This is a genomic window from Actinoplanes missouriensis 431 (genome assembly GCF_000284295.1).
GTDB lineage: Bacteria > Actinomycetota > Actinomycetes > Mycobacteriales > Micromonosporaceae > Actinoplanes > Actinoplanes missouriensis.
The window spans coordinates 8,152,104-8,176,378 of sequence record NC_017093.1; the positions used below are offsets into that span (position 1 = coordinate 8,152,104).

27 protein-coding genes and 1 tRNA gene are annotated in these 24,275 nt (G+C 71.4%); 8 read left to right on the plus strand and 20 right to left on the minus strand.

The features are described from left to right. Positions 1-7: 7 nt before the first annotated feature. The 7 genes from AMIS_RS37140 to AMIS_RS37170 all read right to left on the minus strand — a co-directional run bounded on the left by AMIS_RS37140 (position 8) and on the right by AMIS_RS37170 (position 7,362). On the minus strand, positions 8-532 hold the full coding sequence (locus tag AMIS_RS37140) for an RNA polymerase sigma factor (RefSeq protein WP_014447631.1): 525 nt from the start codon (positions 530-532) through the stop codon (positions 8-10). A gap of 410 nt (positions 533-942) precedes the next feature. Continuing rightward, positions 943-1,016: transfer RNA gene (locus AMIS_RS37145), tRNA-Ala, on the minus strand. A 536-nt stretch (positions 1,017-1,552) separates the two neighbouring features. Next, a complete protein-coding gene (gene sepX / locus AMIS_RS37150; RefSeq protein WP_172666648.1) occupies positions 1,553-2,305 on the minus strand; it encodes a divisome protein SepX/GlpR in 753 nt (250 codons plus the stop codon). 160 nt (positions 2,306-2,465) lie between these two features. Further along, a complete protein-coding gene (locus tag AMIS_RS37155) occupies positions 2,466-3,101 on the minus strand; it encodes a GNAT family N-acetyltransferase (RefSeq protein ID WP_014447633.1) in 636 nt (211 codons plus the stop codon). Beyond that, positions 3,102-4,415: a molybdopterin molybdotransferase MoeA gene (locus AMIS_RS37160; protein WP_014447634.1), complete on the minus strand. Its 1,314-nt coding sequence runs from the start codon at positions 4,413-4,415 to the stop codon at positions 3,102-3,104. Beyond that, positions 4,412-5,323, minus strand: coding sequence for a UTP--glucose-1-phosphate uridylyltransferase (locus AMIS_RS37165; protein WP_014447635.1), 912 nt, complete (start codon positions 5,321-5,323; stop codon positions 4,412-4,414). The genes AMIS_RS37160 and AMIS_RS37165 overlap by 4 nt, the downstream gene beginning before the upstream one ends. Positions 5,324-5,370: 47 nt before the next feature. After that, positions 5,371-7,362, minus strand: a complete 1,992-nt coding sequence (locus tag AMIS_RS37170; protein ID WP_014447636.1) for a GGDEF domain-containing protein — start codon at positions 7,360-7,362, stop codon at positions 5,371-5,373. Between the two features lie 82 nt (positions 7,363-7,444). Here AMIS_RS37170 and AMIS_RS37175 point away from each other — a divergent pair, with 82 nt between their 5' ends. Beyond that, a complete protein-coding gene (locus AMIS_RS37175; RefSeq protein ID WP_014447637.1) occupies positions 7,445-8,056 on the plus strand; it encodes a 5-formyltetrahydrofolate cyclo-ligase in 612 nt (203 codons plus the stop codon). 257 nt (positions 8,057-8,313) lie between these two features. Here AMIS_RS37175 and AMIS_RS44465 read toward each other — a convergent pair whose 3' ends face one another. Further along, positions 8,314-8,505, minus strand: a complete 192-nt coding sequence (locus AMIS_RS44465; RefSeq protein WP_231859454.1) for a hypothetical protein — start codon at positions 8,503-8,505, stop codon at positions 8,314-8,316. A 243-nt stretch (positions 8,506-8,748) separates the two neighbouring features. On the opposite strand from AMIS_RS44465, the gene AMIS_RS37185 reads away from it, so the two are divergent. Next, positions 8,749-9,237 (plus strand): hypothetical protein, encoded by a 489-nt coding sequence (locus tag AMIS_RS37185; protein WP_014447639.1) that lies wholly within the window; start codon positions 8,749-8,751, stop codon positions 9,235-9,237. Positions 9,238-9,358: 121 nt separating this feature from the next. Here the strand turns inward: AMIS_RS37185 and AMIS_RS37190 are convergent, their stop codons facing one another. Beyond that, positions 9,359-9,538, minus strand: a complete 180-nt coding sequence (locus AMIS_RS37190) for a hypothetical protein (RefSeq protein WP_014447640.1) — start codon at positions 9,536-9,538, stop codon at positions 9,359-9,361. A gap of 64 nt (positions 9,539-9,602) precedes the next feature. Between AMIS_RS37190 and AMIS_RS37195 the strand changes: the two genes are divergently transcribed. Further along, on the plus strand, positions 9,603-9,932 hold the full coding sequence (locus tag AMIS_RS37195) for a hypothetical protein (RefSeq protein ID WP_041831649.1): 330 nt from the start codon (positions 9,603-9,605) through the stop codon (positions 9,930-9,932). 63 nt (positions 9,933-9,995) lie between these two features. Here AMIS_RS37195 and AMIS_RS37200 read toward each other — a convergent pair whose 3' ends face one another. Further along, positions 9,996-10,472: a DUF2231 domain-containing protein gene (locus AMIS_RS37200; protein WP_014447642.1), complete on the minus strand. Its 477-nt coding sequence runs from the start codon at positions 10,470-10,472 to the stop codon at positions 9,996-9,998. 125 nt (positions 10,473-10,597) lie between these two features. On the opposite strand from AMIS_RS37200, the gene AMIS_RS37205 reads away from it, so the two are divergent. Continuing rightward, entirely contained in the window at positions 10,598-11,461 is an 864-nt protein-coding gene (locus AMIS_RS37205) for an oxygenase MpaB family protein (protein ID WP_014447643.1), read from the plus strand. Between the two features lie 203 nt (positions 11,462-11,664). Here AMIS_RS37205 and AMIS_RS37210 read toward each other — a convergent pair whose 3' ends face one another. The 7 genes from AMIS_RS37210 to AMIS_RS37235 form a co-directional block, all read right to left on the minus strand. Continuing rightward, positions 11,665-12,489 (minus strand): RecB family exonuclease, encoded by an 825-nt coding sequence (locus AMIS_RS37210; protein ID WP_157435540.1) that lies wholly within the window; start codon positions 12,487-12,489, stop codon positions 11,665-11,667. Between the two features lie 110 nt (positions 12,490-12,599). Then, positions 12,600-13,217, minus strand: coding sequence for a MarC family protein (locus AMIS_RS37215; RefSeq protein WP_014447645.1), 618 nt, complete (start codon positions 13,215-13,217; stop codon positions 12,600-12,602). Between the two features lie 51 nt (positions 13,218-13,268). Continuing rightward, on the minus strand, positions 13,269-14,132 hold the full coding sequence (locus AMIS_RS37220; RefSeq protein ID WP_041831651.1) for a PHP domain-containing protein: 864 nt from the start codon (positions 14,130-14,132) through the stop codon (positions 13,269-13,271). Then, positions 14,132-14,941 (minus strand): PH domain-containing protein, encoded by an 810-nt coding sequence (locus AMIS_RS37225; RefSeq protein WP_014447647.1) that lies wholly within the window; start codon positions 14,939-14,941, stop codon positions 14,132-14,134. The genes AMIS_RS37220 and AMIS_RS37225 overlap by 1 nt, the downstream gene beginning before the upstream one ends. Before the next feature lie 9 nt (positions 14,942-14,950). Beyond that, positions 14,951-15,109, minus strand: coding sequence for a hypothetical protein (locus AMIS_RS43550; RefSeq protein WP_014447648.1), 159 nt, complete (start codon positions 15,107-15,109; stop codon positions 14,951-14,953). A 131-nt stretch (positions 15,110-15,240) separates the two neighbouring features. Beyond that, complete coding sequence (locus AMIS_RS37230) at positions 15,241-15,915, minus strand: DUF6758 family protein (RefSeq protein WP_014447649.1); 675 nt, start codon at positions 15,913-15,915, stop codon at positions 15,241-15,243. A gap of 175 nt (positions 15,916-16,090) precedes the next feature. Beyond that, positions 16,091-16,723 (minus strand): TrmH family RNA methyltransferase, encoded by a 633-nt coding sequence (locus AMIS_RS37235; RefSeq protein ID WP_014447650.1) that lies wholly within the window; start codon positions 16,721-16,723, stop codon positions 16,091-16,093. A 469-nt stretch (positions 16,724-17,192) separates the two neighbouring features. On the opposite strand from AMIS_RS37235, the gene trxA reads away from it, so the two are divergent. From trxA to AMIS_RS37250, 3 genes are all read left to right on the plus strand, one after another. Then, on the plus strand, positions 17,193-17,612 hold the full coding sequence (trxA, locus tag AMIS_RS37240) for a thioredoxin (RefSeq protein ID WP_014447651.1): 420 nt from the start codon (positions 17,193-17,195) through the stop codon (positions 17,610-17,612). A gap of 152 nt (positions 17,613-17,764) precedes the next feature. After that, positions 17,765-19,912 (plus strand): intein-containing Rv2578c family radical SAM protein, encoded by a 2,148-nt coding sequence (locus AMIS_RS43815; protein ID WP_014447652.1) that lies wholly within the window; start codon positions 17,765-17,767, stop codon positions 19,910-19,912. A gap of 85 nt (positions 19,913-19,997) precedes the next feature. Beyond that, positions 19,998-20,405: a CoA-binding protein gene (locus AMIS_RS37250; RefSeq protein WP_014447653.1), complete on the plus strand. Its 408-nt coding sequence runs from the start codon at positions 19,998-20,000 to the stop codon at positions 20,403-20,405. 195 nt (positions 20,406-20,600) lie between these two features. On the opposite strand, the gene AMIS_RS37255 is transcribed toward AMIS_RS37250, so the two are convergent. The 3 genes from AMIS_RS37255 to AMIS_RS37265 all read right to left on the minus strand — a co-directional run bounded on the left by AMIS_RS37255 (position 20,601) and on the right by AMIS_RS37265 (position 23,421). Beyond that, a complete protein-coding gene (locus AMIS_RS37255) occupies positions 20,601-21,536 on the minus strand; it encodes an SDR family NAD(P)-dependent oxidoreductase (RefSeq protein ID WP_041830301.1) in 936 nt (311 codons plus the stop codon). 112 nt (positions 21,537-21,648) lie between these two features. Continuing rightward, entirely contained in the window at positions 21,649-22,323 is a 675-nt protein-coding gene (locus AMIS_RS37260) for a hypothetical protein (RefSeq protein WP_014447655.1), read from the minus strand. Positions 22,324-22,464: 141 nt separating this feature from the next. Further along, positions 22,465-23,421, minus strand: a complete 957-nt coding sequence (locus AMIS_RS37265; protein ID WP_051042293.1) for a DMT family transporter — start codon at positions 23,419-23,421, stop codon at positions 22,465-22,467. A gap of 140 nt (positions 23,422-23,561) precedes the next feature. Between AMIS_RS37265 and AMIS_RS37270 the strand changes: the two genes are divergently transcribed. Next, the gene (locus AMIS_RS37270; protein ID WP_014447657.1) at positions 23,562-24,263 is read left to right on the plus strand and encodes an HAD family hydrolase; all 702 of its coding nucleotides are present in this window, start codon (positions 23,562-23,564) and stop codon (positions 24,261-24,263) included. Positions 24,264-24,275 lie beyond the last annotated feature (12 nt).

Genomic DNA, 24,275 nt, shown 5'->3' on the forward strand with positions numbered 1-24,275 from the left:
AGCTCCTTCAGTTCAGGCCGGGGTGCACGCGCAGCGCGGTGGGCGGGACGGCCGGAGCCATCTCACGGCGCAGCCGCCGCCTGGCTCGGTGCAGCCGCATGGCGAACGTGGCGAAGGAGCATTGGGCCGCCGTGGCCGCATCCCGCAGTGACAGCTGCTCCCACGCGATCAGCCGGAGGGTCTCGCGGTCGGTCTCCGGCAGGCGGTCGAACGCCGCCGCGAGGGCGGCACGCGACGCCACGTCGTCGGCGTGATCGGCCGACTCGTCGTCCACGTGCACCGCGACCTTCTGCTCGAGCTGCCGCCGCCGCTGAGCGCCGCGCAACTCGTTCGCCAGGACCCGGCGGGCGACGCCGTAGATCCACGGCAGGGCCGGCTCCGGCACCTCACCGATGCGGCGCCAGATCACCAGGAAGACATCGGCGACGACATCCCGGGCGACGACGTCGGCGGCGCGGCGCACCACGTATCGCTCGACGTCGGCGTAGTGGTGCTCGTAGAGGACCGTGAAGCGTTCCTCGTCAGTCGTCATGCGAACCTCCTGCCCTCCATGTGTCCGGCGGGCACCGGGACTTCACCGCCGATCGCCAGGTGACCACATTGATGACATAGGTCCGATTCACGATCCGTACGACCTGACGGTCCCCGAACACCATTCCCGCAGGACCGCACCAGCCTGATCTCACGTCGAGCCCGGCCGGAGTCGCAGCGGCCATTTCGGGAGCGGAGTCCTGCGACAGAACCGCAAGAGGCAAGAACGCTCGGCAGGCATGTCGGCCACCGCCGCAGCCGGCTGGCTCTGCCTCTACGAGCAGGAGGACGGCGGATCATCCTTGGCGATGTCCCGGACACCGGCGGCCGCACTGATCCTGCCCTGAGCCGTGCCGGAACTCGACCCAACGACAAACGGCCGGCGTTTCCGCCGGCCGTTGTGTGTATGGGTGGAGCTGAGGGGATTTGAACCCCTGACCCCCTCGATGCGAACGAGGTGCGCTACCAGTCTGCGCCACAGCCCCTTGGCTTCGCGGTGATGCCTCACCGTGGAACCGCAGAAAGACTAACAGGATGTCCGCCGCCCCCGCGAACCGCCCCTCCCCTCGCCGCTGACCAGGGGACACGTCAAGCCGCCTCGGAGCGTCACCGGCGGCACCCGTTCGCGTGGCCGGAGCCGCCGGCCCGACACTGCGAACCAGCTGGTCCAGCTGGTCCAGCTGGTCCAGCTGGTCCGGCTGGCTGTCAGCGTTGTCCGGGCACACCGCTGACAGCACTGATAACCAGCTCGTCTCGCCCGGCTGGTCAACAGTGCTGCCGACCGCCCGGTTTGTCCGCACCGAGCGCCAGCCGGCATCGACGTTTCCAGCGGTTTGCGTGCGCCTACCGCCTCAGGTGGGCGGGGCATGGGTGGGTGAGGGCCTGTGGGCGCCCGGGACTGCTCAGGGCTTGACCCGGCACCTGTCGCCGTAGCGGGCGCAACGGCCTTGACCCCCGCGCGGGGTCGCCGGGAACAGCCGGGGACGGGGTCGGCCGCCGGAGGGCGGCCGAACGCCCGTACCTATGAAATGTGCCTTCCGCCGGCCTCGTAAGCGCGCCCTCGCAGGCCCCCTCGCCGGCGGCAGGAGACCGAGCCCCCGTTGGCGGCCACCGGGAGGTCGGAGGGCTCCCGGTCGAGGCCCATCGCGGCGCGGCGGACGGCTTCGCGCTGGGCGGCCAGGCGGCGCTGGGCCTCGCGCCTCGCCGCTGCCCGGCGTGCCTGTTCGCGGCGGACCTCGGCCTGGCGCGCGGCGAGCCAGGCGGCCTCGCGGGCCTGGATGCGGCGACGGCGGCGGTCGGCGATAGCGCGGTTGCGCAGGTGCACCAGGTAGAGGGCGAGGAGGCTGCCGGTGACCGCGAAGCTGATCCAGAAGCCGGGGCCGACGGCGAGCACGCCGACCAGCTCTATCGCGTTGAGCAGCACCAGGGCGGCGAAGACCCGGCGGCGGCGGACCACCGCTGGGGTGCCGCGGCGCTGGGGTGCGCGGCGGGGGGAGCGCCTGCCGGTGACCAGGCGCAGGCGGCGTTCCGGAGGGGCGGCGGGATCACCCGTCGGGGCGGGTACCGTAACCGTCACCTGGCGTGCCGGGTTGATCGGTCGGCGTCCGGGCACGGTGCGACGACGGCGGTGGCGTTGCAGCACCCGCGCCGTCGACGACGCCCGCTCCGCGGCGAGTCGCTCGGTGGCGTCGTACCGGCGTACCAGCGCCGGAGCGAGGGCGAGCAGACCGGCCGCGGCGAGGACGGCGAGGAGCACCGAGGTCGGCACCCTCACTCCCCCATCCAGCGACTAAAACCATCCAGCGACAAAAACATCCAGCGACTACAAACTGGAACGCAGAAGACACGCCCGAAAGAGACGCGCCGTTTGCGAGGTTACGGGCGGTAGCCGTGATATTTCGCGCGCCGCGCCGACAACAGTGACGACGCCAAGATCATTTACTGGCGCGGACGCGCTTCCAGCGGGACAGCAGACCGCCCTCGGCGGCCACCTCTTCGCTGGTCATGGCGTATCCGAGGTGGTCGCGCCAGCCGCCGTCGATGTGCATGTAGCGCTGGTGGTACGCCTCCTCGCGGAAACCCAGCTTCTCCACGACACGACGGCTCGGCCCGTTCTCCGGGCGGATGTTGATCTCGATGCGGTGCAGGCCGCCGGGCCCGAACGCGTGATCCACGGCGAGCGCCAGCGCGGTCGGTATCACGCCCCGGCCGGCCACCCGGTAGTCCACCCAGTAACCCGCGTACGCCGAGGCGAACGCCCGCCGGACGATGTTGCCCAGGTTCACATGGCCGACCAGCCGCTCCCGCCCGTTGTCGACCAGGCAGACCGCGAACGGCATGCTGTCGCCGCGCCGGGCGGCCCGTTTCATGTCGCGGTAGACGTAACCGAACGCGCGGGGCGAGTTCATCTCGGACCACGGGCCGGGCGGCGCCGACTCCCAGGGGGCGAGCCACGCCTGGTTGGCGATCCGCACCTCGGACCAGGCCCGGGCGTCACCACGCTTGTACGGCCGCAGCAGCACCGGACCATCCGCCAGGACGGCTGGCCATCCGGGGGTGGCCCCGAGCATTCATCGCCTCCGGTCGAGCAGCAGCACGTCCACGGTCGAACCCGCCGCCGCCGTGGTGACCCTTTCCCCGAGAACGAGCAGACCGTTCGCCTCGGACAAACCGGAGAGAGTGTACGGCCCACCGGCGAGTGGCTGCACCGTGTAACCGCCGCCGCGTCGTTCCGCGACGTGCGCCGGGCGGAACTCGCGCAGCCCACCGGGCGAGGAGACGGTCTCCAGCAGATGGGCCTTGACGCTGGTCCGGAACACCGGCTCGGCCCCGGCCAGCAGCTGGATCACCGGCCAGGCCAGGACTTCGAAGCCGATCAGCGCCGCGCCCGGCTCACCCGGCAGACACACCACCGGGACCTCCTCGCCGCCGACCGTGCCGAACCCCAGCGCGGTGCCCGGGCAGAGCGCCACGTCGGTGAACTCGACCGAGCCGCGGCCGGTGCCGGGCCGGGACAGCACGCGGCGCAGCATGTCGCCGGGCCCGGTGCCGGTCCCGCCGGTCGTGATGATCAGGTCGGCCCGCAACGTCTGGTCCTCCAGCAGGCCACGCAGGCCTTCCGGATCGTCGTCACAAATGCCTATTCGGTACGCGAGAGCGCCGGCCTCCACCGCGGCAGCGGTCAGCGCGTGCGAGTTCGCGTCCACCACCTGCCCGGGCTGGCTGGGCCGGCCCACGTCGACCAGTTCGTCGCCGGTCGCCACCACGACGACCCGCGGACTGGGCCGCACCAGCACGTGACCGATGCCGGAGGCGGCGAACGTGGCCACCATCGGGGGTGACACGTACGTCCCGGCGCGCGCGAGCACCTGGCCGACCGCGATCTCTTCGCCGGCCCGCCGGACGCCGGAGCCCCGTTTCGGCGCGTGCAGGATCTCCACGGCCGCCATGCCCTGGTCGGTCCAGTGCACCGGCACGACCACGTCGGCGCCGATCGGCAGCGGCGCCCCGGCCGCCACCGAGAAGCAGGTGCCGGGAGTGAGCCGGACCGGCCGCCAGCTGGCGGCGCCCAGGTCGCCGACGACGTTGAGCCGTACCGTGCGGGCGTTGTTGTCGAACTTGGGCAGCGAGGACGGGTGCGACCCGATGCGCCCGGCGCCGGCCAGGTCCTCCCATCGGGCCGCGTACCCGTCGATCGCGGCCTGGTCGAACGCCGGGAACGGGTGCGGCGCGATCACGTCGGCCGCCAGCACGTTCCCGTGCGCCTGGGTGAGGTCGAGGTCGAGCGGAGGCAGCGCCCGCAACCTGCGCAGCACGCTGCCCAGGTATTCGGCGAGAGGCATCAGCTCGTTGGCGGCCGCCTCGGCATCGGCCGTGGCGGTCATCCCTTCTGACCACCGACGAAGTCGGTCAGCCAGGCCCGGAACTCCTCCCCGAGGTCGGGGCGCTGGACGGCCAGCTGCACGACCGCCTGCAGGTATCCGAGCGGCATGCCGGTGTCGTACCGGTGGCCGCGGTAGACGATGCCGTGCACCGGGGTGCCTTCGGCGAGCAGCGTCGCCATCGCGTCGGTCAGCTGGATCTCGCCGCCGGCGCCGGGCTTGGTGTCCGCGATCGTCTCGAAGATCTTGCCGGGGAGGACGTAGCGGCCGAGGACGGCGAGGTTGCTCGGCGACTCCTCCGGCTTGGGCTTCTCGACCAGACCGGTGATCCGGACGATGTCCTCTTCGTCGGACTTCTCCACTGAGGCGATGCCGTAGCGGGAGGTCTCCGAGGGGTCGACCTCCATCAGCGCGAGCACGATGCCGCCGGTCTCCGCCTGCAGATCGAGCATCTGCGGCAGGAGGGGGCGGGACTCCTCCACGAACTCGTCGCCCAGCAGCACCGCGAACGCGTTGTCCGGGCCGACGTGCGAGGCGGCGGTGCCGACCGCGTGGCCGAGGCCGAGCGGCTCACCCTGGCGGACCGTGTAGATGTCGGCGAGCTCGCTGGTCCGGCGGACCGCTTCGAGCCGGGCGGTGTCACCCTTGTCGGCGAGCCGCTGCTCCACATCCGGGCGGCGATCGAAGTGGTCCACCATCGAGGTCTTGCCCCGGCCGGTGACGAGCAGGACGTCGGTGATGCCGGCCGCGGCCGCCTCTTCGACGATGTACTGCAGCACGGGGCGGTCCACCACCGGCAGCAGTTCCTTCGGCACGGCCTTGGTGGCCGGCAGGAACCGGGTGGCGAGTCCTGCCGCCGGAATCACTGCCTTCACCGCGCGCCGGCCTGTTCCCTGCGCGTTCGTCGTCATTGCGTCACCGCACCTTCGCTGGATCGTGCCCGGATATGCCGCGAAGACTATCGGCCACGGACTTGCCGCGGCGGTTGTGGCCCTCCGGTCGTGGCCGCTGCGGGATCGAACGATCCCCGTTCGGCCAGTCGGTACGTATCTCTACCCGAGTTCTTCGCCGCGTAAAGCGCAACGTCCGCGGCGTCGAGGACCTCCTGTGCGGTGTTCCCATGTTCCGGGAAGACCGCGATGCCGATCGAGACACTGATCGAGATGCGGTCGTCGAGATCAGGACGGCGTGGGTCGATCGGCACGGGCCAGTCGCGAACGGCCGCGCCGAGCCGTTCGGCCACGATCACTCCACCGTACGCGTCGGTCTCCGGCAGCAGTACCACGAACTCCTCACCACCCTGGCGGAACGCCACATCCACCTCGCGCAGCCCGATCCGGATGCGCCGGGCGAATTCGCCGAGCACCAGGTCACCGGCGGTGTGCCCGTACGTGTCGTTCACCTCCTTGAAGTGATCGAGGTCGAGCACCAGGACGGTCAGCATCCGGCCGAACCGGCTCGCCCGCTCCACCTCGCGCCGCAGCACCTCGCGCAGGTAACGGTAGTTCCACAGTCCGGTGAGCGGGTCGGTCAGCGACAGCCGCTGCGCCTCCTCGTGCACCCGCACGTTGTTCACCGCCACCCCGGCCTGCCCCGCGAAGGTGCGCAGGGTCCGCAGATCGGTGTCCTCGAAGGCCGGGCTGCCGAGCCGGTCGTAGAGCGCCAGCACCCCGAGCGTTCCGGGTCCCGGCTCGCCCTCGGCGTCCGGGTTCGGCGGCGCGCAGATCGGCACGGCGAGATACGACTCACATGCCGGCTCGTCGTCGCTCGTCGCGCCCGTCCCCTGCAGCGGCGCGCCGGTCGACGCCACCGTGCCCAGCACTCCGCGTCCGGCGACCAGCCGGCGCTGCGCCAGCTCGGCGGCGGGCAGGTCCCACTCACCTGTCAGCCCGGCGCCACACCGCACCGCCAGCCGCCCGTCCGGCTCGGCGAGCAGGATCAGACCGGCCCGGGCGCCGGTCGCGGTCATCGCGGTCCGCAGGATCACCGGGAGGATCCGGTCCAGGTCGTGGGTGCTGGACAGGGTGTCGCCGAGGATCGCCAGGTGCCGCCGGAGCTGGTCCCGGCTCGCGGTCAGCGCCTGTACGTAGGACTGCAGCTCCCGGGTCATCCGGTTGAACGTGCCGGCCAGCCGGCCCAGCTCGTCCGGTCGCGGGATCGGCACCCGGGTGTCCAGGTCGCCGTTGGCCACCCGGTCCGCGGCCCAGGCCAGGTCACCGAGCGGCCGGGTGGTGGACCGGGCCAGCCAGCGAGCGGCGAGCATCGCCGCCAGGGCGGTCACCAGCACGATCAGGAGCAGGATCGCGTACCGCACGGTGGGGTCGGCGGCCGGCACGGTCAGGATCAGCGGCAGCGGCTGGCCGGGCTCGGCGGTCAGTCCACGGACGCCCGCGCCGCTGCCGGCTGCGGGCGCGCCCAGGGTCACCGCCACGCCGCCCACCGCGCCGATGCGGGCCAGCAGGGCGCCGTCCACGCGCTGTGCGGCCATCACGGTCACCTCGGGGGTCGTGCCCGCCTGCGGCGTCGTGGCGAGCGCGGCGAGCGCGGTGACGGCGCCGGGTGCCGGCTCGGCGCAGTTCTGCCAGCCGATCGGGCGACCGCCCTTCTCGAGCATCTCCTCGCGGCTGGCCCCGCGCGGGCGGGAGGATTCCGGCTGCTGATCAGGACCGGTCATGCGGATCGCCGTCGCCAGGCCCCGGGCGATCAGCTGATCGGCGACGGCGGAACGCTCGGTAGCCGGAACCACCGCCACCGCGTCCGCAGCCGCCTGAAGTTGGCGACAGACAGCACTCACGGCGGCACCCACGGTGATAGCGGCGTGGTCGAGGCGCTCGGCCGTCCGTTCGCGGCTCACGGCACCGACGGTGAGGGCGACGAAGATGGACCCGAGCAAGACCGGACCGAGCACGACCACCAGGAACGCGCTGGTTAGCCGGCCACGAAGTGTCACACTTCCTCCCGGGAGTGGCCCTCTTTTCCAGCGATGCTGACATAGTGTGCACCGTTTGCCGCTTTTCAAAAGGGGGTGTTGCATGTCGGATTTAGCCGGTGACGCGGAAAAATCACCACAAAACAAGATCGCTCTGCGCGCGCGGCTGCTCACGGCGCGTCGATCACTTTCGGACGCAGAGCTCGCTTCGTCAGCCGCCAAGATCCACAGCAACACCCTTTCCCTGGTACGGGATCTCGCCCCGTCAACCATCGCCGCCTACTCCCCGGTCGGCACCGAGCCCGGCGGTCCCGGCCTGCCCGGACTGGTCGCCGCGGCGCTGCCACCCGGCGGCCGGCTCCTGCTGCCGGTGCTGCTGCCCGACAACGATCTCGACTGGGCCCGGTTCGACGGATCGCTCGACTCAGGGCCGCGCGGCCTCCGGGAGCCGGGCGGCCCACGGCTCGGTGCCGGCGCGATCCGGGAGGCGGACCTGGTCCTGGTGCCGGCGCTCGCGGTCGGGCCGGGTGGCGTGCGGATGGGGCGCGGCGGCGGTTCCTACGATCGCGTCCTGGCCCGGCTCGGCGATCCCGGCCCGTTCACCGTGGCTCTCCTGCACGACGGCGAGCTCGTTGACGAGGTGCCCGCGGAGCCGCACGATCGAGCCGTCCGGGGTGTGATCACGCCCACTGGCGGCCTTGTGACGTTCTCCTGACTCCCCTCAGGCGGGGGCCGGAGTGGACGAATTGACCTCCGATGCCGCAACATTGGCACTCGGAGTTGGCGAGTGCCAACAGCCGAAGGATCCGGAGGAGCCGTGCCTACCTACCAGTACGCCTGCACCGAGTGCGGTGAGCAGCTCGAAGCCGTGCAGTCCTTCTCAGACCCGGCGCTGACCGAGTGCCCGAACTGCCAGGGCAAGCTGCGCAAGGTGTTCAACTCCGTCGGCGTCGTCTTCAAGGGCTCCGGGTTCTACCGCACCGACTCCCGCTCCGGAAACGTGAGCGCGGAGAAGTCCGGCGCGGCGGCGTCCTCGTCGTCGACGTCCAGCGACTCGTCGTCGAGCTCGGCCGGCACGAGCAGCAGCACCCCGGCCGCGGCGTCGTCGAAGCCCGCCTCGACACCCGCCGCCAGCACGGCTTCCTGAGCCGCCGCGCGCATCATCGAGAACGCCGAGCCGTCCCCGACGGCCCGGCGTTCTCGTGTCTGCGGGCCGCGTGTTCTTCATCGCTCCGGGCTGCCTGTTTCTCATTGCTCCGGGCTGTCTAGCACGATCGGCCGGCTCCCCGCTGATCGTCCACATCCCCAGGTTGTCCACAGGCCCCGCCACGACCGCGCCCCGGCCGCCCTAGCGTGCACTCCCGATCGACCCCCGCCGGCGGGTCGGGCGAACTCAGGGAGGCCCGGATGACGGCCCGCAAAGCCTTCACCCGCCGCAACCGTCGCCGGGAACGCCTGGACCCGGTCCGCTGGCGCCGCCCGCAGCGCGGCGCCCTGGCCCGGCTCGTCCTCGCGGCGGCGTTGCTGATCACGTCCGCGGCAGTGCTCTGGTACCAGCCCACGGCCCGCGCTCCGGACCCCGCCGATCCGGCCGCGCCCACGCCGTCCGCTCAGGAGAGTGCCGCGAGTCCCGGCATCCCGGCCGGCAAGGTCGGCGTTCCGGTACGCCTGGCCGACCCCACCGCCCTCACGCTGGTCCGCCCCGGGCAGCGGGTCGATCTGTTGCGCACCGGTGACCGCAGCACGCTCGTGGCGAGCGCCGCCCTGGTCCTGGAGGTGACCGGCGCGGACGACCCGGCGACCGGCGGCCTGCTGCTGGCGCTCGACCCCGGCGAGGCAGACAGCGCGCTGGCCGGCGCGGGCGATGGTTTCGCCATCGTGATCCGCCCGGGCTGACGGTCGCCGTTGCGCCCGGCGTGACCGTGGTCCTTCCGCGCCCGGCGTGACCGTGGTCCATCCGTGCCCGGCGTGACCGTGGTCGTTGCGCCCGGCTGACCACCGTGGTGATCCGCCCGGGTCAGCCCCAGTGCGGCGGCCGGTCCTCGTAGAGCCGGTCGTCGTTGGAGTAGCTGCGCTCGCCCCAGCCCCGCTCCGTGTCGTCGCGGGTCTGATCGGGAAGCACGGCGGCCTCCTCGGACTCGAAGTCCACCTCACGCTCGGCGTCGCTGTCCCGCTCGGGGCCATCCAGGATGTCCACGTCTAAGAGGGTAAGCCGACGGCGGCGAGGCCGTCTTCCCCCTCCGGCTGTACCGTCGGTGAACGTGACATCTCCCACCAGTGACCCGGAAGACGCGTACTGGCAGCGCCCCGATCCGGCCGCCGAGTCGCTCGGCCGCCCGGAGCGGGACGCGCCGCCCGTCACCGGAGGTCCCGCCTATCCGGGGCCGCCGCGCACCGACCCGCCCGCGCCCGGCTGGCGGCCCCCGACGATCGCCCACCCGCCGCCGCCGCGCGCCATGCCCGGTCAGGACATCGACGCGCTCGACGAGGCGGAGGGCTCCGCCCGCACGGTGACCTACGGCGTCGGACTGGTCGCCGGCGCGATCGCGATCATCGTGACCTGCCTGCTCTGCGCCCGCGTGTTCTTCTGACCGGCGGTCGTGCGGACCGCCCAGCTCCGCCACGACAGGCCTCGGCGGCGCAGCCGGCCGCGCTCATGCGGGGTTCCACACCGCGGTCGCGCCGGAGTCACCGGTCTCGAAGATGTAGTAACAGTTCGCAGCGGCCAGCCCGATGATCACCACGGCGAAGCCGATCTCGACGACCCGGGGCAACCGCGCACCGGCCCGGCCCGTCATCACGACGAGGATCAGGCTGACCACGCCGAGCGCGATCGACAGCCACATGGTGATCGTCCCGTAGTTCATGTGGTCGTCCAGAATTTCAAGAATCGGTCCGGACATGCCCTGGCCGAGCAGCCGGTTGTAGAGCTCGGTGCCGGACACCTTCGCCACCACGGCGGCGATCGGGGCGACCACGGCGAGGATCGCGACGGCCCACCCCATCTTGGCCCGCCACCGCGCGACGACGGCGTAGACGACGCTGCCGAGAGCCAGCAGCGGCACGAAGATGACGGCGGCGTGGAGCACGAGGATATGTACCGGTAAACCATTGACCTGGTCGAACACCATTCCTCCTCGATCACGGGTCGTGCGCGGGACCAAAATACGTGAAGGCGCAACAATCTCACGTCGGGGCACTCTCGCGCAGGGCCAGGACCGGACGATCGCAACCCGGCCGTGGCACTCTTGACCGCATGACGGGAGACGTCGGTCTGTTCGGTCCTGACTCGGTCACCTGGAAACTGCATCAGGAGCCGATCCTGATGCTCGGCGGGCTCCGCTCGCTCTATCTTCAGGCGCTGCACCCGCGCGCCGTCGCCGGAGTCGCGCAGAACTCGGGTTATCGCGCCGACCCGTGGGGCCGCCTGGTGCGCACCTCGAACTATGTGGGGACGGTCGTCTACGGCAGCACCGCCGAGGTGCACGCGGCGGCGGCCCGTCTGCGCCGGCTGCACTCCCGGCTCCACGCCACCGATCCGCGCACCGGCGAGCGGTTCCGGGTGGACGAGCCCGATCTGCTGCGCTGGGTGCACGTCGCCGAGGTGGAGTCGTTCCTGAGCACGGCCGTCGACGCCGGTGTGCGGCTCACGCCCGCCGAGGTCGACGGTTACTACACCGAGCAGCGGCGTGCCGCGGAACTGGTCGGTCTCGACCCCGCGACGGTGCCGGGCACCGCCGCCGAGGTGGCGGACTACTACGCGGCGATGCGGCCCGAGCTGGGCCTCACCCGGGACAGCGCGGAGACGGCGCTGTTCCTGACCGTGCCGCCGGTGCCGTCGACGTGGGGCGGCCGGGCGCTGCGGCTCGGCCTCACCCTCGGTCCGCCCCGCTGGGCATACCTCGGGGTCGCGAGCACGGCGATCGCGCTGCTGCCGGCGTGGGCCCGTCAGATGTACGGCGGACTGGGCTGGCCCACCACCGACCTGGCCGCCCGCCTCTCGGTGCGTGGCCTGCGCGCTCTGCTGGCCGGCGTCCTCGCCACCCTGCCCGAGCAGTACCGGGTGGCCCCCATGCGCAAAGCAGCCCTGGAACGAGCCGGCCTCCAGCCAGCCGCCTGAAACCAGCGGGGCTGAAAACCAGCGGGGCTAACGGCCAGCGCGCGGAGGGCCAGCGCGCGGAGGGCCAGCGCGCGGAGGGCCAGCGCGCGGAGGGCCAGCGCGCGGAGGGCCAGCGCGCGGAGGGCCAGCGCGCGGAGGGCCAGCGGGCTGAGGGTCCGCGCGCTGAGGGCCCGCCGCGTGAAAGCAGCCCGCTCAAACGCCCGCTACGCGCCCAGGTGCTCCACCGCGGTCCACGGCTCCTTCCCCGCCACGCCCGCGCCGGCCGGGCACACCTTCCGGAAGTCGCACCACCCGCACAGCGACCCCGGGTTCGTCGGGAACTCCCGGTCCGGATCGGCCCCCGCGGCCACCGCTTTCTCCGCGGCCATGATGTCGGTCGCGGTCTCCTCGGCCCGCCTGACCTGCCGGGCCAGCGACTCCTCGGTGTGCTCGTGCGCCGCGACCGTCCCGGTCGGCAGGTGGTGCAGCTCGACGCGCCGGCACGGCCGCCGGAACACCCGCTCGGCGGCGAACGCGTAGAGCGCCAGCGCCAGCGAGCCCCGCGCGTCGTCGGCGTCCAGCCCGGAACGGCCGGTCTTGTAGTCGACGATCACCGCCTCGGGACCGTCGTCGGTGGTGCGCGCGTCGATCCGGTCGGCCCGGCCGTTCAGCGCCAGCACCGCGGTCTTGGTGGCGACCACCCGCTCGACACCGAGCGGTTCCTCCTCGGGATCGAGGGTGGCGACGTAGCTCTCCAGCCACTCCAGGGCACGCCGGTAGACGGCTCGTTCCTGGTCGACGTCGCGGTATCCCTCCCGTACCCACGTGGCTTTGAGAAGCGTGGGAAGCGCGCCTGGCGCGCGCCGCTCCGCCGGCAGGGCGAACCAGTTCTTCAGCGCGGTGTGCACGCTCGCGCCCATCGAGTTGTGCGCCCACGGCGGGCCCTTGGGCGGGGTGGGGCGATCGACGTAGGAATAGCGGTAGCGGCGGGGGCAGTCGGCGAAGGCCCCGAGCTTGCTCGGCGTGCAGACGAAGAGCCGCTCCGGCATGCCGGCGAACCCGAGCTGCTCGGGGATGGCAGCGGAGCTGGTGGCGCGTGATCGGGGGGACACACGACAATCCTGCCAGCACCCCCCGACAGGAACCGAACGCGAAACCCTCAGAACTGCCCGCTGTACCCCTTCACGAACGCGAAGACGGCATCCGCGATGAGCTGCACCGCGATCGCCGCGAGCAGCAGACCGGCGATCCGGGTGAGCACCTCGATGCCGGCCGGGCGCAGCAGCCGCACGATGATCCCGGAGAAGCGCAGCACCAGCCAGACGGTCGCCATCACGGCGAGGATCGCGGCGGCCAGGATCAGGTGCTCGTCGAGGGACTCGGCACGCTGCACGAACAGCATCGTGGCGACGATCGCGCCGGGTCCGGCGAGCAGCGGGGTGCCGATCGGGACGAGCGCGACGTTGCTGGTGCCCACCTGGTCGGCGGGTTCGTCGGTCTTGCCGGTGAGCAGCTGCAGCGCGACCAGGACCAGCAGCAGGCCACCGGCGGCCTGGAGGGCCGGCAGCTGCACGTGGAGGTAGTCCAGCAGGGTCTGGCCGGCGATCGCGAAACCCACGATCACGCCGAGGGCGAGCAGCACGGCCTGCGTGGCGGCCTTGTTGCGGGCCTTCGCCGGCATGCTGCCGGTCAGGGCGAGGAAGACCGGAACCATGCCGGGAGGATCGACGATCACCAGCAGAGTCACGAAGAACTCGCCGAACAGCTTGACATTCACCCGATCAAGTTAGGGCGCGGCGTCCTTTTCCGCAGGCGGCTGCGGCGATCGTCACCCCAGGACCGGTACTCCGGTGGCGGCGGAGACGATTTTCTCGTACATCTCGGGCGCGGTCCGGAACGCCCCCAGTTGGACGGTCTTGTGCGTACCGTGGAAATCCGACGACCCGGTCACCGCCAAGCCGAGCTGATCCGCGAGCTCGCGCACCTGTTCCCGCTCCGCCGGCGTGTGATCCTCGTGGTCGGCCTCCAGGCCGAACAGGCCCGCCTCGGCCAGCTCGGCGATCAGCCGGTCCGGCACCACCCGCCCGCGCACGGTCGCCCGCGGATGAGCGAAGACGGTCACGCCCCCGGCTTCCCGCACCGCACGGACAGCCTCGAAAACGTCAAGATCCGATTTGGGTACGAAGTAGCGCGCACCCAGCCACGCGGAGGCGAACGCCTCGGTGGTGGTGCCGACCAGTCCCGCCCGGATCAGCGCCTGGGCGATGTGCGGTCGTCCCACCGAGCCGCCCGCCGCGTACTCCAGCACCTCGGGCCAGGAGATCGGCACACCGTCCGCCCGGAGTTTCGCCACGATCTTCTCGGCGCGCTGCTCCCGGTCCTCGCGGAGCCGGGCCAGCTCGGCGGCGAGCAGCGGCTCGGCCGGGTCGAAGAGGTACGCCAGGAGGTGCAGCGCGATGCCCTGACCGCCCCACGCGCGCTCGCCCCACCAGCAGGAGAGCTCGGCGCCGCGGACCAGGGCGAGGCCCTCCGGCCGGGCCGCGGCGGCAGGCACCCAGCCGCCGGTGGTGTCGTGGTCGGTGATCGCCAGGACGTCCAGCCCGGCGGCCTGCCCGGCCCGCACCAGCTCGGCCGGGGTGAGGGTGCCGTCGCTGGCCGTCGAGTGGCAGTGAAGGTCGATGCTCGTCACGATCAGTCGGCGTCGTCGTCCTCTTTGCCCAGCCGCGCCTCCACGGCCTGCGGCTCGTACATCTCCTCGACGACCCGCAGGTACAGCTCGTTCGGGTTGGGCAGGTGCTTGACCTCGCGCAGCGCCTGGTCCTGACCGGCCGACTCCAGCACGAACGTGCCGTAACTCAGCATCCGGCCGAGAGCGGACTGCTCGTACTTCATGTCGGTCACCCGGAGGAGGGGCATCATGGCCACCTTCCGGGTGATGATCCCGTTGACCACCATCACGCGCTTGTTGGTGAGGATGAACCTGTCGAAGTACCAGTCGAAGACCTGCCAGGCGACCCAGCTGATCACGCCGAGCCAGACCAGCACGGCGACCGTGACCATGCCGTCGATGTTCTGGCGAGTGAGGAAGCCGGCGAGATAACCCAGAACGAGAGTGGCGCCGGCGCCGATCGCGATCGGCGTCGTCAGATGGATCCAGTGCCGTTTCCACTCACCGCGATATCGCTCGGTGGGGAAGAGGTACCGGGCGACGAGCGTGGTGGGCTCGTCCTCCAGCGGCAGGAACCGGCGCGGGCCGCCACCCTGGTCGAGGCCTTCCAGCTCGTCCGGGGTGAAGGACGGCGGCTGGTACTCGCCGGAGTCCTCATAGATCTCCTCGGTCCGGCGCTGATCGCGTGCATACGCGGCGTCGTCCGGATAGGGATCAGAGCGTGTGTACTCAGGACCGTCGAACGCCGGGTCGTCGAACCCGAAGTTCTCGTCGTCGTCCCGAGGGCGCCGGGCACCCTCGCCTCGCGGTTCGCGCGGCTCGCCAGGATCCATGTAGAGATGCTATGCGACGAGGTCGGTGAAGAAGGTGCCGAAGCCTCGTGCGATGTCGGCGATCGTGCCTCCGAGTGACTCGAAGACCGCCGCGGCGGATCTCGGGTTGAAGGCGATGAAGAAGATCAAGAATGCAATACCAAGCCAGGTGAGGACCTTCTTGATCATGGCGGGCCTTCTCCTCCGGTGCGGGTGACGTTCAGCGCCGCGGCAGTACTGACGGTATCAGCTTCGTCGCTTCGTGTGAACAAAGTGTCTGGAAAGCCGATTGTCATCACCGCAGGTCACACCCGAGAGGGTTAGGCACGACCATGCAGGTATGGCGATGGCGCTCCGAACACCAGCTCGGGCGGCACCCCCTCGGAGAGGTCGTGCAGGACGACATGCTCCGCGAGTAGATAGCCCGCGCTTGCGGGCCACGCTACCGCATAGAGCCACATTCCTTTTGCCTCACTCACGTAGGCACTTCGATCTTCGGGTGACTTCACACACCACAGTGGAGTGGGGTGTCCGGCCGCCTTGATCTTCGCGTGTGGACCGGTGTGCGAGCCCGGGTCCGCGAGCGCCTCGGCAAGCAGGTGACCAGGGTCGAGACCGGGAATCCCGGCGAACCGGGTGCCCAGTCCGACACCCGGCTGCTCGGCCACCAGGACCAGGTCGGCCGGGCCGCCGCCGAGCGGTTCCGGGCCGCTGCACGCGAGCACCGTGGCGCGGACGCCGAACCGGTCGTCGCCCGACCAGCCGGCGCCGGTGACCATCCACCCGGAGGGCAACGGCCAGGGGCACCAGAGCGGGATCCGCTCCGCGCTCGCGGCCGACTCCCGCAGCACCGCGCCGACGATCTCGGCGCTGATGTGCTCGGCGACGTGGAACGGGGAGACGTCGCCACAGTTGTCACACCGCCAGGCGCTGTGCATCAGGTCCGGCTTCCGAACCTGACCAGCACATCTGGGGCAACTCACTGTGACACCCACACTCCATACCGTGCGGGTCCGGCGGTCCGGCGTCAAGCGGATCGGGCCTTTTCGTCAGCGTGTCAGGCCGCCGGAGGAAGCCGTCCGGCCAGCAGCGGCAGCCGAGCCGGCCGGCGCGGCACACGCGTGTCAGGCCGGCGCGGCACACCCACGTCCGGGCGGCAGCACGCGCATGTCAGGCCGGCGGTGGCTTCGCGTGTGCCCGGATCCACGCGTGCATCGCGATCCCGCTGGCAACACCGGCGTTGATCGAGCGCGTCGACCCGTACTGTGCGATGGAGAACATCTGGTCGCACGCCGCCCGCGCCGGGCCGGAGAGGCCCGGGCCCTCCTGGCCGAAGAGCAGCACGCACCGCCGCGGCAGGGTGGTGGTCTCCATCGGACGTGAGCCGGGGAGGTTGTCGATGCCGACGACGGGGAGGCCGGCCTCGGCGGCCCAGGCCACGAAATCCTCGATGGCCGGGTGATGGCGGACGTGCTGATAACGATCGGTGACCATGGCGCCGCGCCGGTTCCACCGCCGGCGGCCGACGATGTGCACCTCGGCGGCGAGGAACGCGTTGGCGTTGCGGACCACCGTGCCGATGTTGAAGTCGTGCTGCCAGTTCTCGATCGCGACGTGGAAGTCGTGCCGCCGCTCGTCCAGATCCGCGATCACGGCTTCCCGGGTCCAGTACCGGTACCGATCCACGACGTTGCGGCGATCGCCCTGCTCGAGCAGCTCGGGATCGTAGTGCTCGCCGACCGGCCAGTCGCCGGGCCACGGGCCCACGCCGACCTCGGTCAAATGATCCTCGCCCGCCGTCATGGGGCGTTAGGCTACTCATCCCGCGACGGACGTGGCCCGTCGGCTGCTCCCGCGCCGGGATGTGATCACCGGCAGGAGACGCAATGAGCGGCGGGGCCCTCCCCGGCACCCGCCGCCCACGCTCTGTTGGGAAAGAGTTTGCCTTACGGTCCGTATCTATGTGAAGGACTTTCAACTGTGAGGCAGCTCACAATTAACATTCTTTCCTATTAATTTGAAGTCCCGGGCGCGCTCCCACAGCTGGTCCACAGGCAGGACAAAAGGGCCGGATCATGGCAACCGGCGCGGACGACGCCGCCCGTTCGAGTCGGCAATCCGACACCATCCGCCTACTTTCAGTTACGATAGGTTGCCCAGATCAACTCCGGCGGAGTGCCGCACGACACGTGTACCGGCGCCTCAGGCGGGAATGAGAGTTGGGTACCAGAGGTTTCACCGGACGAAAGCGATTCCCGCAGACGGAGGCATCATGGCGACGGTTGCGCTCACCGCAGCGAACTTCGACGAGGTCACCGGCAAGGACGGCATCGTCCTGGTCGACTTCTGGGCCAGCTGGTGCGGGCCCTGCGTCCGCTTCGCACCGACCTACGAGCGGTCCTCGGAGAAGCACCCCGAGATCACCTTCGGCAAGGTGGACACCGAAGCCGAGCAGGCCCTGGCCGCGAAGTTCGACATCCGCTCCATCCCGACGATCATGGCCGTCCGCGACGGCGTCGTGGTTTTCGCCCAGCCGGGCGCACTCCCCGAGTCGGCGCTGGAGAGCCTGATCGAGAAGGTCGAGCAGCTCGACATGGACGAGGTGCGGGAGCAGATCGCCGCACACCGCAAGGGCGCCCACGGCGAGTCGGCCACGGCCGAGCCCGAGGCGACGGCCGCCGGCCGCAGCTGACCCGGCAGGACATTCAAGGCCCGCGGACCGGTTCCGGTCCGCGGGCCTTCCTGTCTCCTCACCGGGTACGGGTTCGGCCCGCCCCCAGGACACGTACATCCGTTCGAGAAAGGTCATGGACAGGCCGTCGAACGTGTGTTCGAATATCCGCCATGCGATGGTCCCATCTGTCGGCTCCCCCCGACGACGAGTCGCTGCTCAGCAGGGCAGTGCCGGCGGCTCCACCCCTGCCGCTGGCGCTGCCCGGCGCCACCGTCCGCACCTTCGACACTCCCGGATTCGCCGGGATGACGTTCTACGAGGTGCGGGCGAAATCGCTGATCAACCGGGTGCCCGGCCAGTCCCGGGTGCCGTTCGAGTGGACCGTCAATCCCTACCGCGGCTGTTCCCACGCCTGCACCTATTGCCTGGCCGGCGACACCCCGATCCTGCTCGCTGACGGCTCCACCCGGCCCCTCGCGGAGATCCGCCCGGGCGACGCGGTGATGGGCACGATGGGCGCCGGGCCGCACCGGCGCTACGTGCCGACCACGGTCCTCGACCACTGGGCCACCAGCAAGCCGGCGTTCCGGGTCACCCTCTCCGACGGGACCCGCCTGGTGTCCAGCGGCGACCACCGGTTCCTCACCGACCGCGGCTGGCGGCACGTCAGCCCCACCGAGGCGCACCTGCCCGCTCTGGCGGTCGGCGACCTGATGTTCGGGGTGGGCCGGTTCGCCGAGCCGCCCAAGGAGTCCCCCGACTACCGGACGGGTTTCCTCTGCGGCCTGGTCCGCGGTGACGCCTCCGGCGGCGGCACGGCCCGCGAGGGCGACGCCTGGGTCCGCGCCGACGGTTACCTCGACGACATCCCGCTCACCGAGGCGCTGCGCTGGCCCGAGATGCCGACCGGCGAGTGGTTCAGGGGCTTTCTGGCCGGCGCCTTCAGCGCGGTCGGGCACACCGAGCGGCTGGCCGTCGTCTTCACCAGCGACGACCCGGTCTACCTGGGCCGCGTCGCCGAGGCCCTCTCCCACCTGGGTCTCGCCACCCGCCGGCCGGTCCACGCCGGCCGCGGCCGCTCCGGCGCCGGCGGGTCCGGCACCTCCACGTCGGGCCGCACATCGTCCGGCATCTCCACGTCGGGCCGCGCATCGTCCGGCGTGTCCAACGCCTGCCGGGGCTCGGCGGGGCTCGCCGGGGGCGGGCCGGACCGGGTGGAGACCGAGCGGCATCTCGAGGCGGCGCTGCGGTTCCGGCACATGACCGGCGCCTCCTCCGCGCCGCTGGACGCGTCCGGGGTCGGCGTGCGTGCCAATCGGCGCCTCACCGTCGTCGACATCGAGGACCTCGGCCTCACCCTGCCGCTCTTCGACATCTCCACCGGCACGGGCGACTTCATCGCCGACGGGGTGGTCAGCCACAACTGCTTCGCCCGCAACACCCACACCTATCTCGACCTCGACTCCGGTCACGACTTCGACACCCGCATCGTGGTCAAGGTGAACGCCGGCGACCTGATCCGCCGCGAGCTGGCCGACCGGCGCTGGTCCGGGGCTCCGATCGCCATGGGTACGAATGTGGACGTCTACCAGCGCGCCGAGGGCCGTTACCGCCTGATGCCGGAGATCCTGGCCGCCCTGCGCGACCACGCCAACCCGTTCTCGATCCTCACCAAGGGCACGCTGATCCTGCGCGATCTCGACCTGCTCCGCCAGGCCGCCGAGGTCACCCGTGTCGCCCTCTCCTACTCGGTCGGCTTCGTCGACGAGCGGGTCTGGCGCTCCGCCGAGCCCGGCACCCCCAGCCCGAGCCGCCGTCTCGACGCGATCCGCCGCCTCACCGACGCCGGCTTCTCCATCGGCGTGCTGATGGCGCCGATCCTGCCCGGCCTCACCGACACCGAGGAGTCCATCGACGAGACGGTCGCCGCCATCGCCGCCTCCGGAGCCACCAGCGTCGCGCCCCTGCCGCTGCACCTGCGCCCCGGCGCCCGCGAGTGGTATGCGTCCTGGATCGCCCGCGAGCACCCGCACCTGCTCCCGCGGTACCGGGAGCTGTTCGGCAAGGGTTCCTACTCGCGACGCGCCTACCAGGACGAGGTGACCGCCCGGGTCCGGATGGCCGCCCGCCGGCACGGGCTGCACCGGCCCGACACGGTCCAGGCCCGCCGCCTCACCGAGCCGTCACAGCACGACTCCGCCCAGACCCGCCCTCTCACCGAGCCGTCACAGCCCGACTCCGCCCAGGCCCGCCCCCGCCGCGGCCCCGAGCCGTCGCCGGGCGGCGGTTCCCGGGCGGACCAGTTGACGCTGCTGTAAGCGACCGGCCCGGCAGACTCGCCGCGCCCCGGGCGGGGGGCTCGGGGCGCGGCGCTCCACCCGGCGCGGTGGCTAGAGTTGATGGATGCGGAGCGCCCAGCAACTCCTGGCAGACGCGAACGTCATCGCCGTCGTCGGAGCTTCCCGAGAGCCTTACAAGCCGTCGCACACGGTTCCGCTGCAGATGCTGCGGCACGGCTGGCGCATCATCCCGGTCAACCCGTTCGTCGACGAGATCTTCGGCGTCCCGACCGTGCCGACGCTGGCCGACTTGACCGAGCCGGTCGACCTGGTCACCATCTTCCGGCCGTCCCGCGACGCTGTCGAGATCGTCCGCCAGGCGGCCGCGATCAAGGCACCGGCGGTGTGGCTGCAGAGCGGCATCGCGTCCACCGAGGCGAAACGGATCGCCGAGGAGGCCGGCATGGATTACGTGCAGGACCGCTGCATGGCCGTCGAGCGAGCCGTGGCGCAGCTGACCAAGCTGCCCTGACCACACCCGGGGGCTCTGACCACACCCAGGGGCTCCGACCACACCCGGGGGCCTTGACCACCCGCCAGGCCTTGCGTGTGGAGTTCGGGCACTCTCGCACCCTAACTCCACGCACAGAAGCCGCACCAGGACTGCGTGTGGGAGTCGGGTGCGGTTTGCGCCTCAACTCCGCACGCCCAGGCGGCGGGGTGGTGGCTAGCGGAACTGGGCCTCTCGGACGCTGTTGCCGCCGTCCACGACCAGCATCTGGCCGGTGATGTAGGAGGCTGCCGGCGAGCAGAGGAACGCCACGGCGGCAGCCACCTCGTCCGGGGTGCCGGGACGGCCGATCGGCGTACCCAAACCCTGTTTGATCTCGGTGACCGTGGAGGCGGCGGTGTAGATCGTGCCGGGTGCCACGCAGTTCACGTTGACGCCGTCGGCGACCAGCTCCATCGCGAGGGCGCGGGTCAGGCCGACCACGCCTGCCTTCGCCGCCGCGTACGCCGCCTCGGTCGGAAGCGCGTTGACCGGGCCCGCGGTGGCGGCCAGGTTGACGATCCGGCCCCAGCCGCGTTCCGCCATGCCGCTGACGAACGCGCGGCTGCACAGGAACGCGGTGCTCAGGTTCCGATCGATTTCGGCCTTCCACTCGTCGAGCGTCAGCTGCGCGACCGGTCGCAGGACCTCCGGGCTGGTACGGCTCGCCAGCCCCGCGTTGTTCACCAGCACCTCGACGTCACCGAGCTGGTCAGCGATCGCGTCGGCGAGCGCCCCGACCTCGGACTCATCGGTCAGGTCCGCCACGAAACCGGTCACGCCGAGCTCGGTGGCCCGCTCGTGAATGCGCCGGGTGGTGGACACGATCGCGACACGGGCACCCAGGTTGCGCAGGCGACGGGCCGTCGCGTACCCGATGCCGTCCGGGCTTCCGGCGCCGGTGACCAGCGCGACCTTCCCGTCCAGGCGCATGGTGACCGGGGCTTCGCCGGTCTCTTCGATCTCCGCTTCCACGATTTCCATCATGTCCGGTTCGGCGGTCCGTTCGGGGTCGGATCCGGGAGCGCCGGAACGGGGTGGACGGCCATCTGCGGGGCGGGTGGCGTCACGCCGGGACGGACTGCCCCCGGCGGAACGAGCGTCGAAGACCATGCGGCGATCCTGCCCGCTCCCGCAAGCCGGGGCAAACATTACGTCACCGTGGCGTACGAGGGGACCGTCCCGGACCTGGCACCGCTGACACTTTTCCGACAGCCCTCGACGGTCAGCCGCCGGATCCGGGCGCGCTCGGCCGACTCCTGGTCAGGGGCGTGACCGGGCCTTCCTCGACGAGGACGAGCGGGGCCGCGACGCCGTACCGGGCGGGCAGCAGGCGACGAGCCTGATCAATATCCGGTGTGCCGATTTCCACGCCGGCGCCGTCGTGGCGACTGCCGACAGTGACGATGCGCACTCCCTGCCCCTCCCAGTAGTGGAGGTCGGCGATGATCCGGTCGTTCCAGCCGGTGAGTTCGGCGACGGCGTGCGCGGAGTCCCGGACCACGATGCAACTGTCCTCGGCGCTGCGCCGGACGAAGTCGTCGAAACCGGCGGACGGTACCCGGTAGACGACGGCCCGCACCCGCTTCTGGTCGATCTCGATGCCCGAGTAGCGCTGCGGGAAGCGTTCCCGGCCGCCGCTGTCGATGCGTTCCATGGCGGCGGCGAGCCGGGGCGGGGTGAACGGCGTCCGGACGTTCCCCGCCACGACGGTGTGCCGCGGCGACCGGGCGAACGCGCACCCGGCGGTGTTCCAGCCGCCGAGCGGGCCGGTGCGGTCCGGCCGGTCCGCGCGGCCGATACCGCCCAGCCCGTCGAGGGCGTCGAACGCGCCGCAGCCGGGCGCGGTCAGGACCAGGGCCGCGGCGATGAGCAGCCCGGCGATCCGATCGCGACGCATCGCACCCCCTCGGCATCCGGCCCGCCCCGATTGCTGGACAACGAGCGGCACGGGGCTCTTGGTGACGGCTTGAACCCGTACCCAATCGGAATTTTGGGCTTGAGGACGTGCTTTATCACCGAATAGCCGCTAAAGGGATGGTCAGGATGGCGCCGGGGTCGACCGGCCGGCACGCGCGGCGCCGAGAATGACCACCGCCACGCCGGCCAGCAGCAGCGCCAGACCCGGCAGCGAATGCGTGCTCGGCTGCTGGCCCAGCCACCACCAGGCGATCAGGGCCGCACCCGGCACCTCCAGCAGGATCAGCACGCTCACCGCGGTTGCCGACGTGTGCTGCAGGGCGTAGTTGAACATCGAATGCCCGAGCAGCTGCGCGCCCACCACCAGCGCCAGGATCGCGGCCCAGGTCCCGGTGTCGTAGCCCCTGAGATCCACTCCGGCCACCAGGCAGACCACCAGCAGGATCGCCGCGCACGTGCCATAACAGATCCAGGTGTACGTGGTGGTGCTCAACGCCGACCGGGCCCGCTCGCCCAGCGCGGTGTAGACGGACGCCGCCATCGCGCCCAGCAGCGCGAGCACGTCGGCCAGCACCGCCTGACCGGAAACGCCCAGGTCTGCGCCGGTCGCCCAGGCCGCGCCGGAGACCGCGAGCCCGATGCCGAGCCAGCCGGCCGCGGACGGTCGCCGCCCCTGCGCGGCCGCGATCAGGCCCTGCCAGACCGGCTGGGTGGCGACGAGCGCGGTGGCCGTGGCGACCGAGCCCAGCTGGACGGCCGGCATCCAGGTCGCGAAGTGGACGGCGAGGGCGACTCCGGCGAGCACGCAGAAGAGGCCGTCACGCCGTCGGGCGCCGCGAACGATCGCGGACACCTCGGCCCGCCGGGACGTCAGCGCGACGGGCGTGAGGACCACCGTCGCGAGCGCGTTGCGCCAGAACGCGATGGCTATCGCGGGGGCCGCGGCGAACGCGATCAGCGGCCCCGACGAGGAGACCGCCAGGATCGCCACGACCAGCGCCAGAACGGTGGTGGGCGGCGGGATCGGCACCCCATGGGTACGGATCGCCGGAGCGTCGTCTTGACGCGGTGAGCGCATATTCATCCCCGGCCGTCGCTTCTTGCAGAGACGTAGTGCGCAAGTTGCACATTCCTATTGGCGGACAGTGACGGAGTGGCTACAGTCACCGACGGTTCTTCAGCCGTTTTCTTTCCTCGATGACCGGGAGGCCGATTTACATGTCCGCGTACCGTGCGGTCGTGTTCGACTTCTTCGGCACCTTGACCCGTTCTGTCCAGCGCGGACCCCAGCACGCTGACATCGCCCGGTCGCTCGGTGCCGACCCGGAGGCCGTCACCGGCGTCCTCAACCGCACCTTCCGGGCCCGCGCCTGCGGACGCTACGGCTCGGCGGAGGCCACGCTCCGCTGGGTGATCGAACAGGCCGGTGGCCGGCCACGCCCCGGCGCCATCCGCGCCGCCATGCCGGCCCGGATCGACGCGCTGCGCGCCGACACCCAGCTCCGATCGGATGCGGTCAGCGCGCTCACCGCCATCCGCGGCCGAGGCGTACGCACCGCGGTGATCAGCGACTGCACCCACGAACTACCCGCCTTCCTGCCCGGCCTCCCGGTGGCGCCGCTGTTGGATGCTCAGATCTACTCGGTCGAGCTCGGCGTCTGCAAACCGGACCCGGAGATCTACCTGGCCGCCTGTGATCGGTTGGGCGTGGCGCCGTCCGACTGCCTCTACGTCGGCGACGGCGGCAGCCACGAACTCACCGGCGCCGCGGCCGTCGGCATGACACCGGTCCGGCTGGCCGCGCCCGACCTGGCGAGCCACCTGGTCTTCGACGCCGACACCAACTTCGCCGGCCGGACCGTGCGCTCCCTCACCGACGTGCTCGCCCTGCTGCGGCACACCCCGGCGATGGCCGTCTGACAGGATGGCGAA

Coding starts and splice junctions, on each gene's coding strand:
- AMIS_RS37140 (WP_014447631.1), bottom strand. CDS start 532: ATGACGACTGACGAGGAACGCTTCACGGTCCTCTACGAGCACCACTAC.
- AMIS_RS37155 (WP_014447633.1), bottom strand. CDS start 3,101: ATGCTCGGGGCCACCCCCGGATGGCCAGCCGTCCTGGCGGATGGTCCG.
- AMIS_RS37160 (WP_014447634.1), bottom strand. CDS start 4,415: ATGACCGCCACGGCCGATGCCGAGGCGGCCGCCAACGAGCTGATGCCT.
- AMIS_RS37165 (WP_014447635.1), bottom strand. CDS start 5,323: ATGACGACGAACGCGCAGGGAACAGGCCGGCGCGCGGTGAAGGCAGTG.
- AMIS_RS37175 (WP_014447637.1), top strand. CDS start 7,445: ATGTCGGATTTAGCCGGTGACGCGGAAAAATCACCACAAAACAAGATC.
- AMIS_RS44465 (WP_231859454.1), bottom strand. CDS start 8,505: ATGATGCGCGCGGCGGCTCAGGAAGCCGTGCTGGCGGCGGGTGTCGAG.
- AMIS_RS37185 (WP_014447639.1), top strand. CDS start 8,749: ATGACGGCCCGCAAAGCCTTCACCCGCCGCAACCGTCGCCGGGAACGC.
- AMIS_RS37200 (WP_014447642.1), bottom strand. CDS start 10,472: ATGGTGTTCGACCAGGTCAATGGTTTACCGGTACATATCCTCGTGCTC.
- AMIS_RS37205 (WP_014447643.1), top strand. CDS start 10,598: ATGACGGGAGACGTCGGTCTGTTCGGTCCTGACTCGGTCACCTGGAAA.
- AMIS_RS37210 (WP_157435540.1), bottom strand. CDS start 12,489: ATGCCGGAGCGGCTCTTCGTCTGCACGCCGAGCAAGCTCGGGGCCTTC.
- AMIS_RS37225 (WP_014447647.1), bottom strand. CDS start 14,941: ATGGATCCTGGCGAGCCGCGCGAACCGCGAGGCGAGGGTGCCCGGCGC.
- AMIS_RS43550 (WP_014447648.1), bottom strand. CDS start 15,109: ATGATCAAGAAGGTCCTCACCTGGCTTGGTATTGCATTCTTGATCTTC.
- AMIS_RS37235 (WP_014447650.1), bottom strand. CDS start 16,723: ATGACGGCGGGCGAGGATCATTTGACCGAGGTCGGCGTGGGCCCGTGG.
- trxA (WP_014447651.1), top strand. CDS start 17,193: ATGGCGACGGTTGCGCTCACCGCAGCGAACTTCGACGAGGTCACCGGC.
- AMIS_RS43815 (WP_014447652.1), top strand. CDS start 17,765: ATGCGATGGTCCCATCTGTCGGCTCCCCCCGACGACGAGTCGCTGCTC.
- AMIS_RS37250 (WP_014447653.1), top strand. CDS start 19,998: ATGCGGAGCGCCCAGCAACTCCTGGCAGACGCGAACGTCATCGCCGTC.
- AMIS_RS37255 (WP_041830301.1), bottom strand. CDS start 21,536: ATGGTCTTCGACGCTCGTTCCGCCGGGGGCAGTCCGTCCCGGCGTGAC.
- AMIS_RS37260 (WP_014447655.1), bottom strand. CDS start 22,323: ATGCGTCGCGATCGGATCGCCGGGCTGCTCATCGCCGCGGCCCTGGTC.
- AMIS_RS37265 (WP_051042293.1), bottom strand. CDS start 23,421: ATGCGCTCACCGCGTCAAGACGACGCTCCGGCGATCCGTACCCATGGG.
- AMIS_RS37270 (WP_014447657.1), top strand. CDS start 23,562: ATGTCCGCGTACCGTGCGGTCGTGTTCGACTTCTTCGGCACCTTGACC.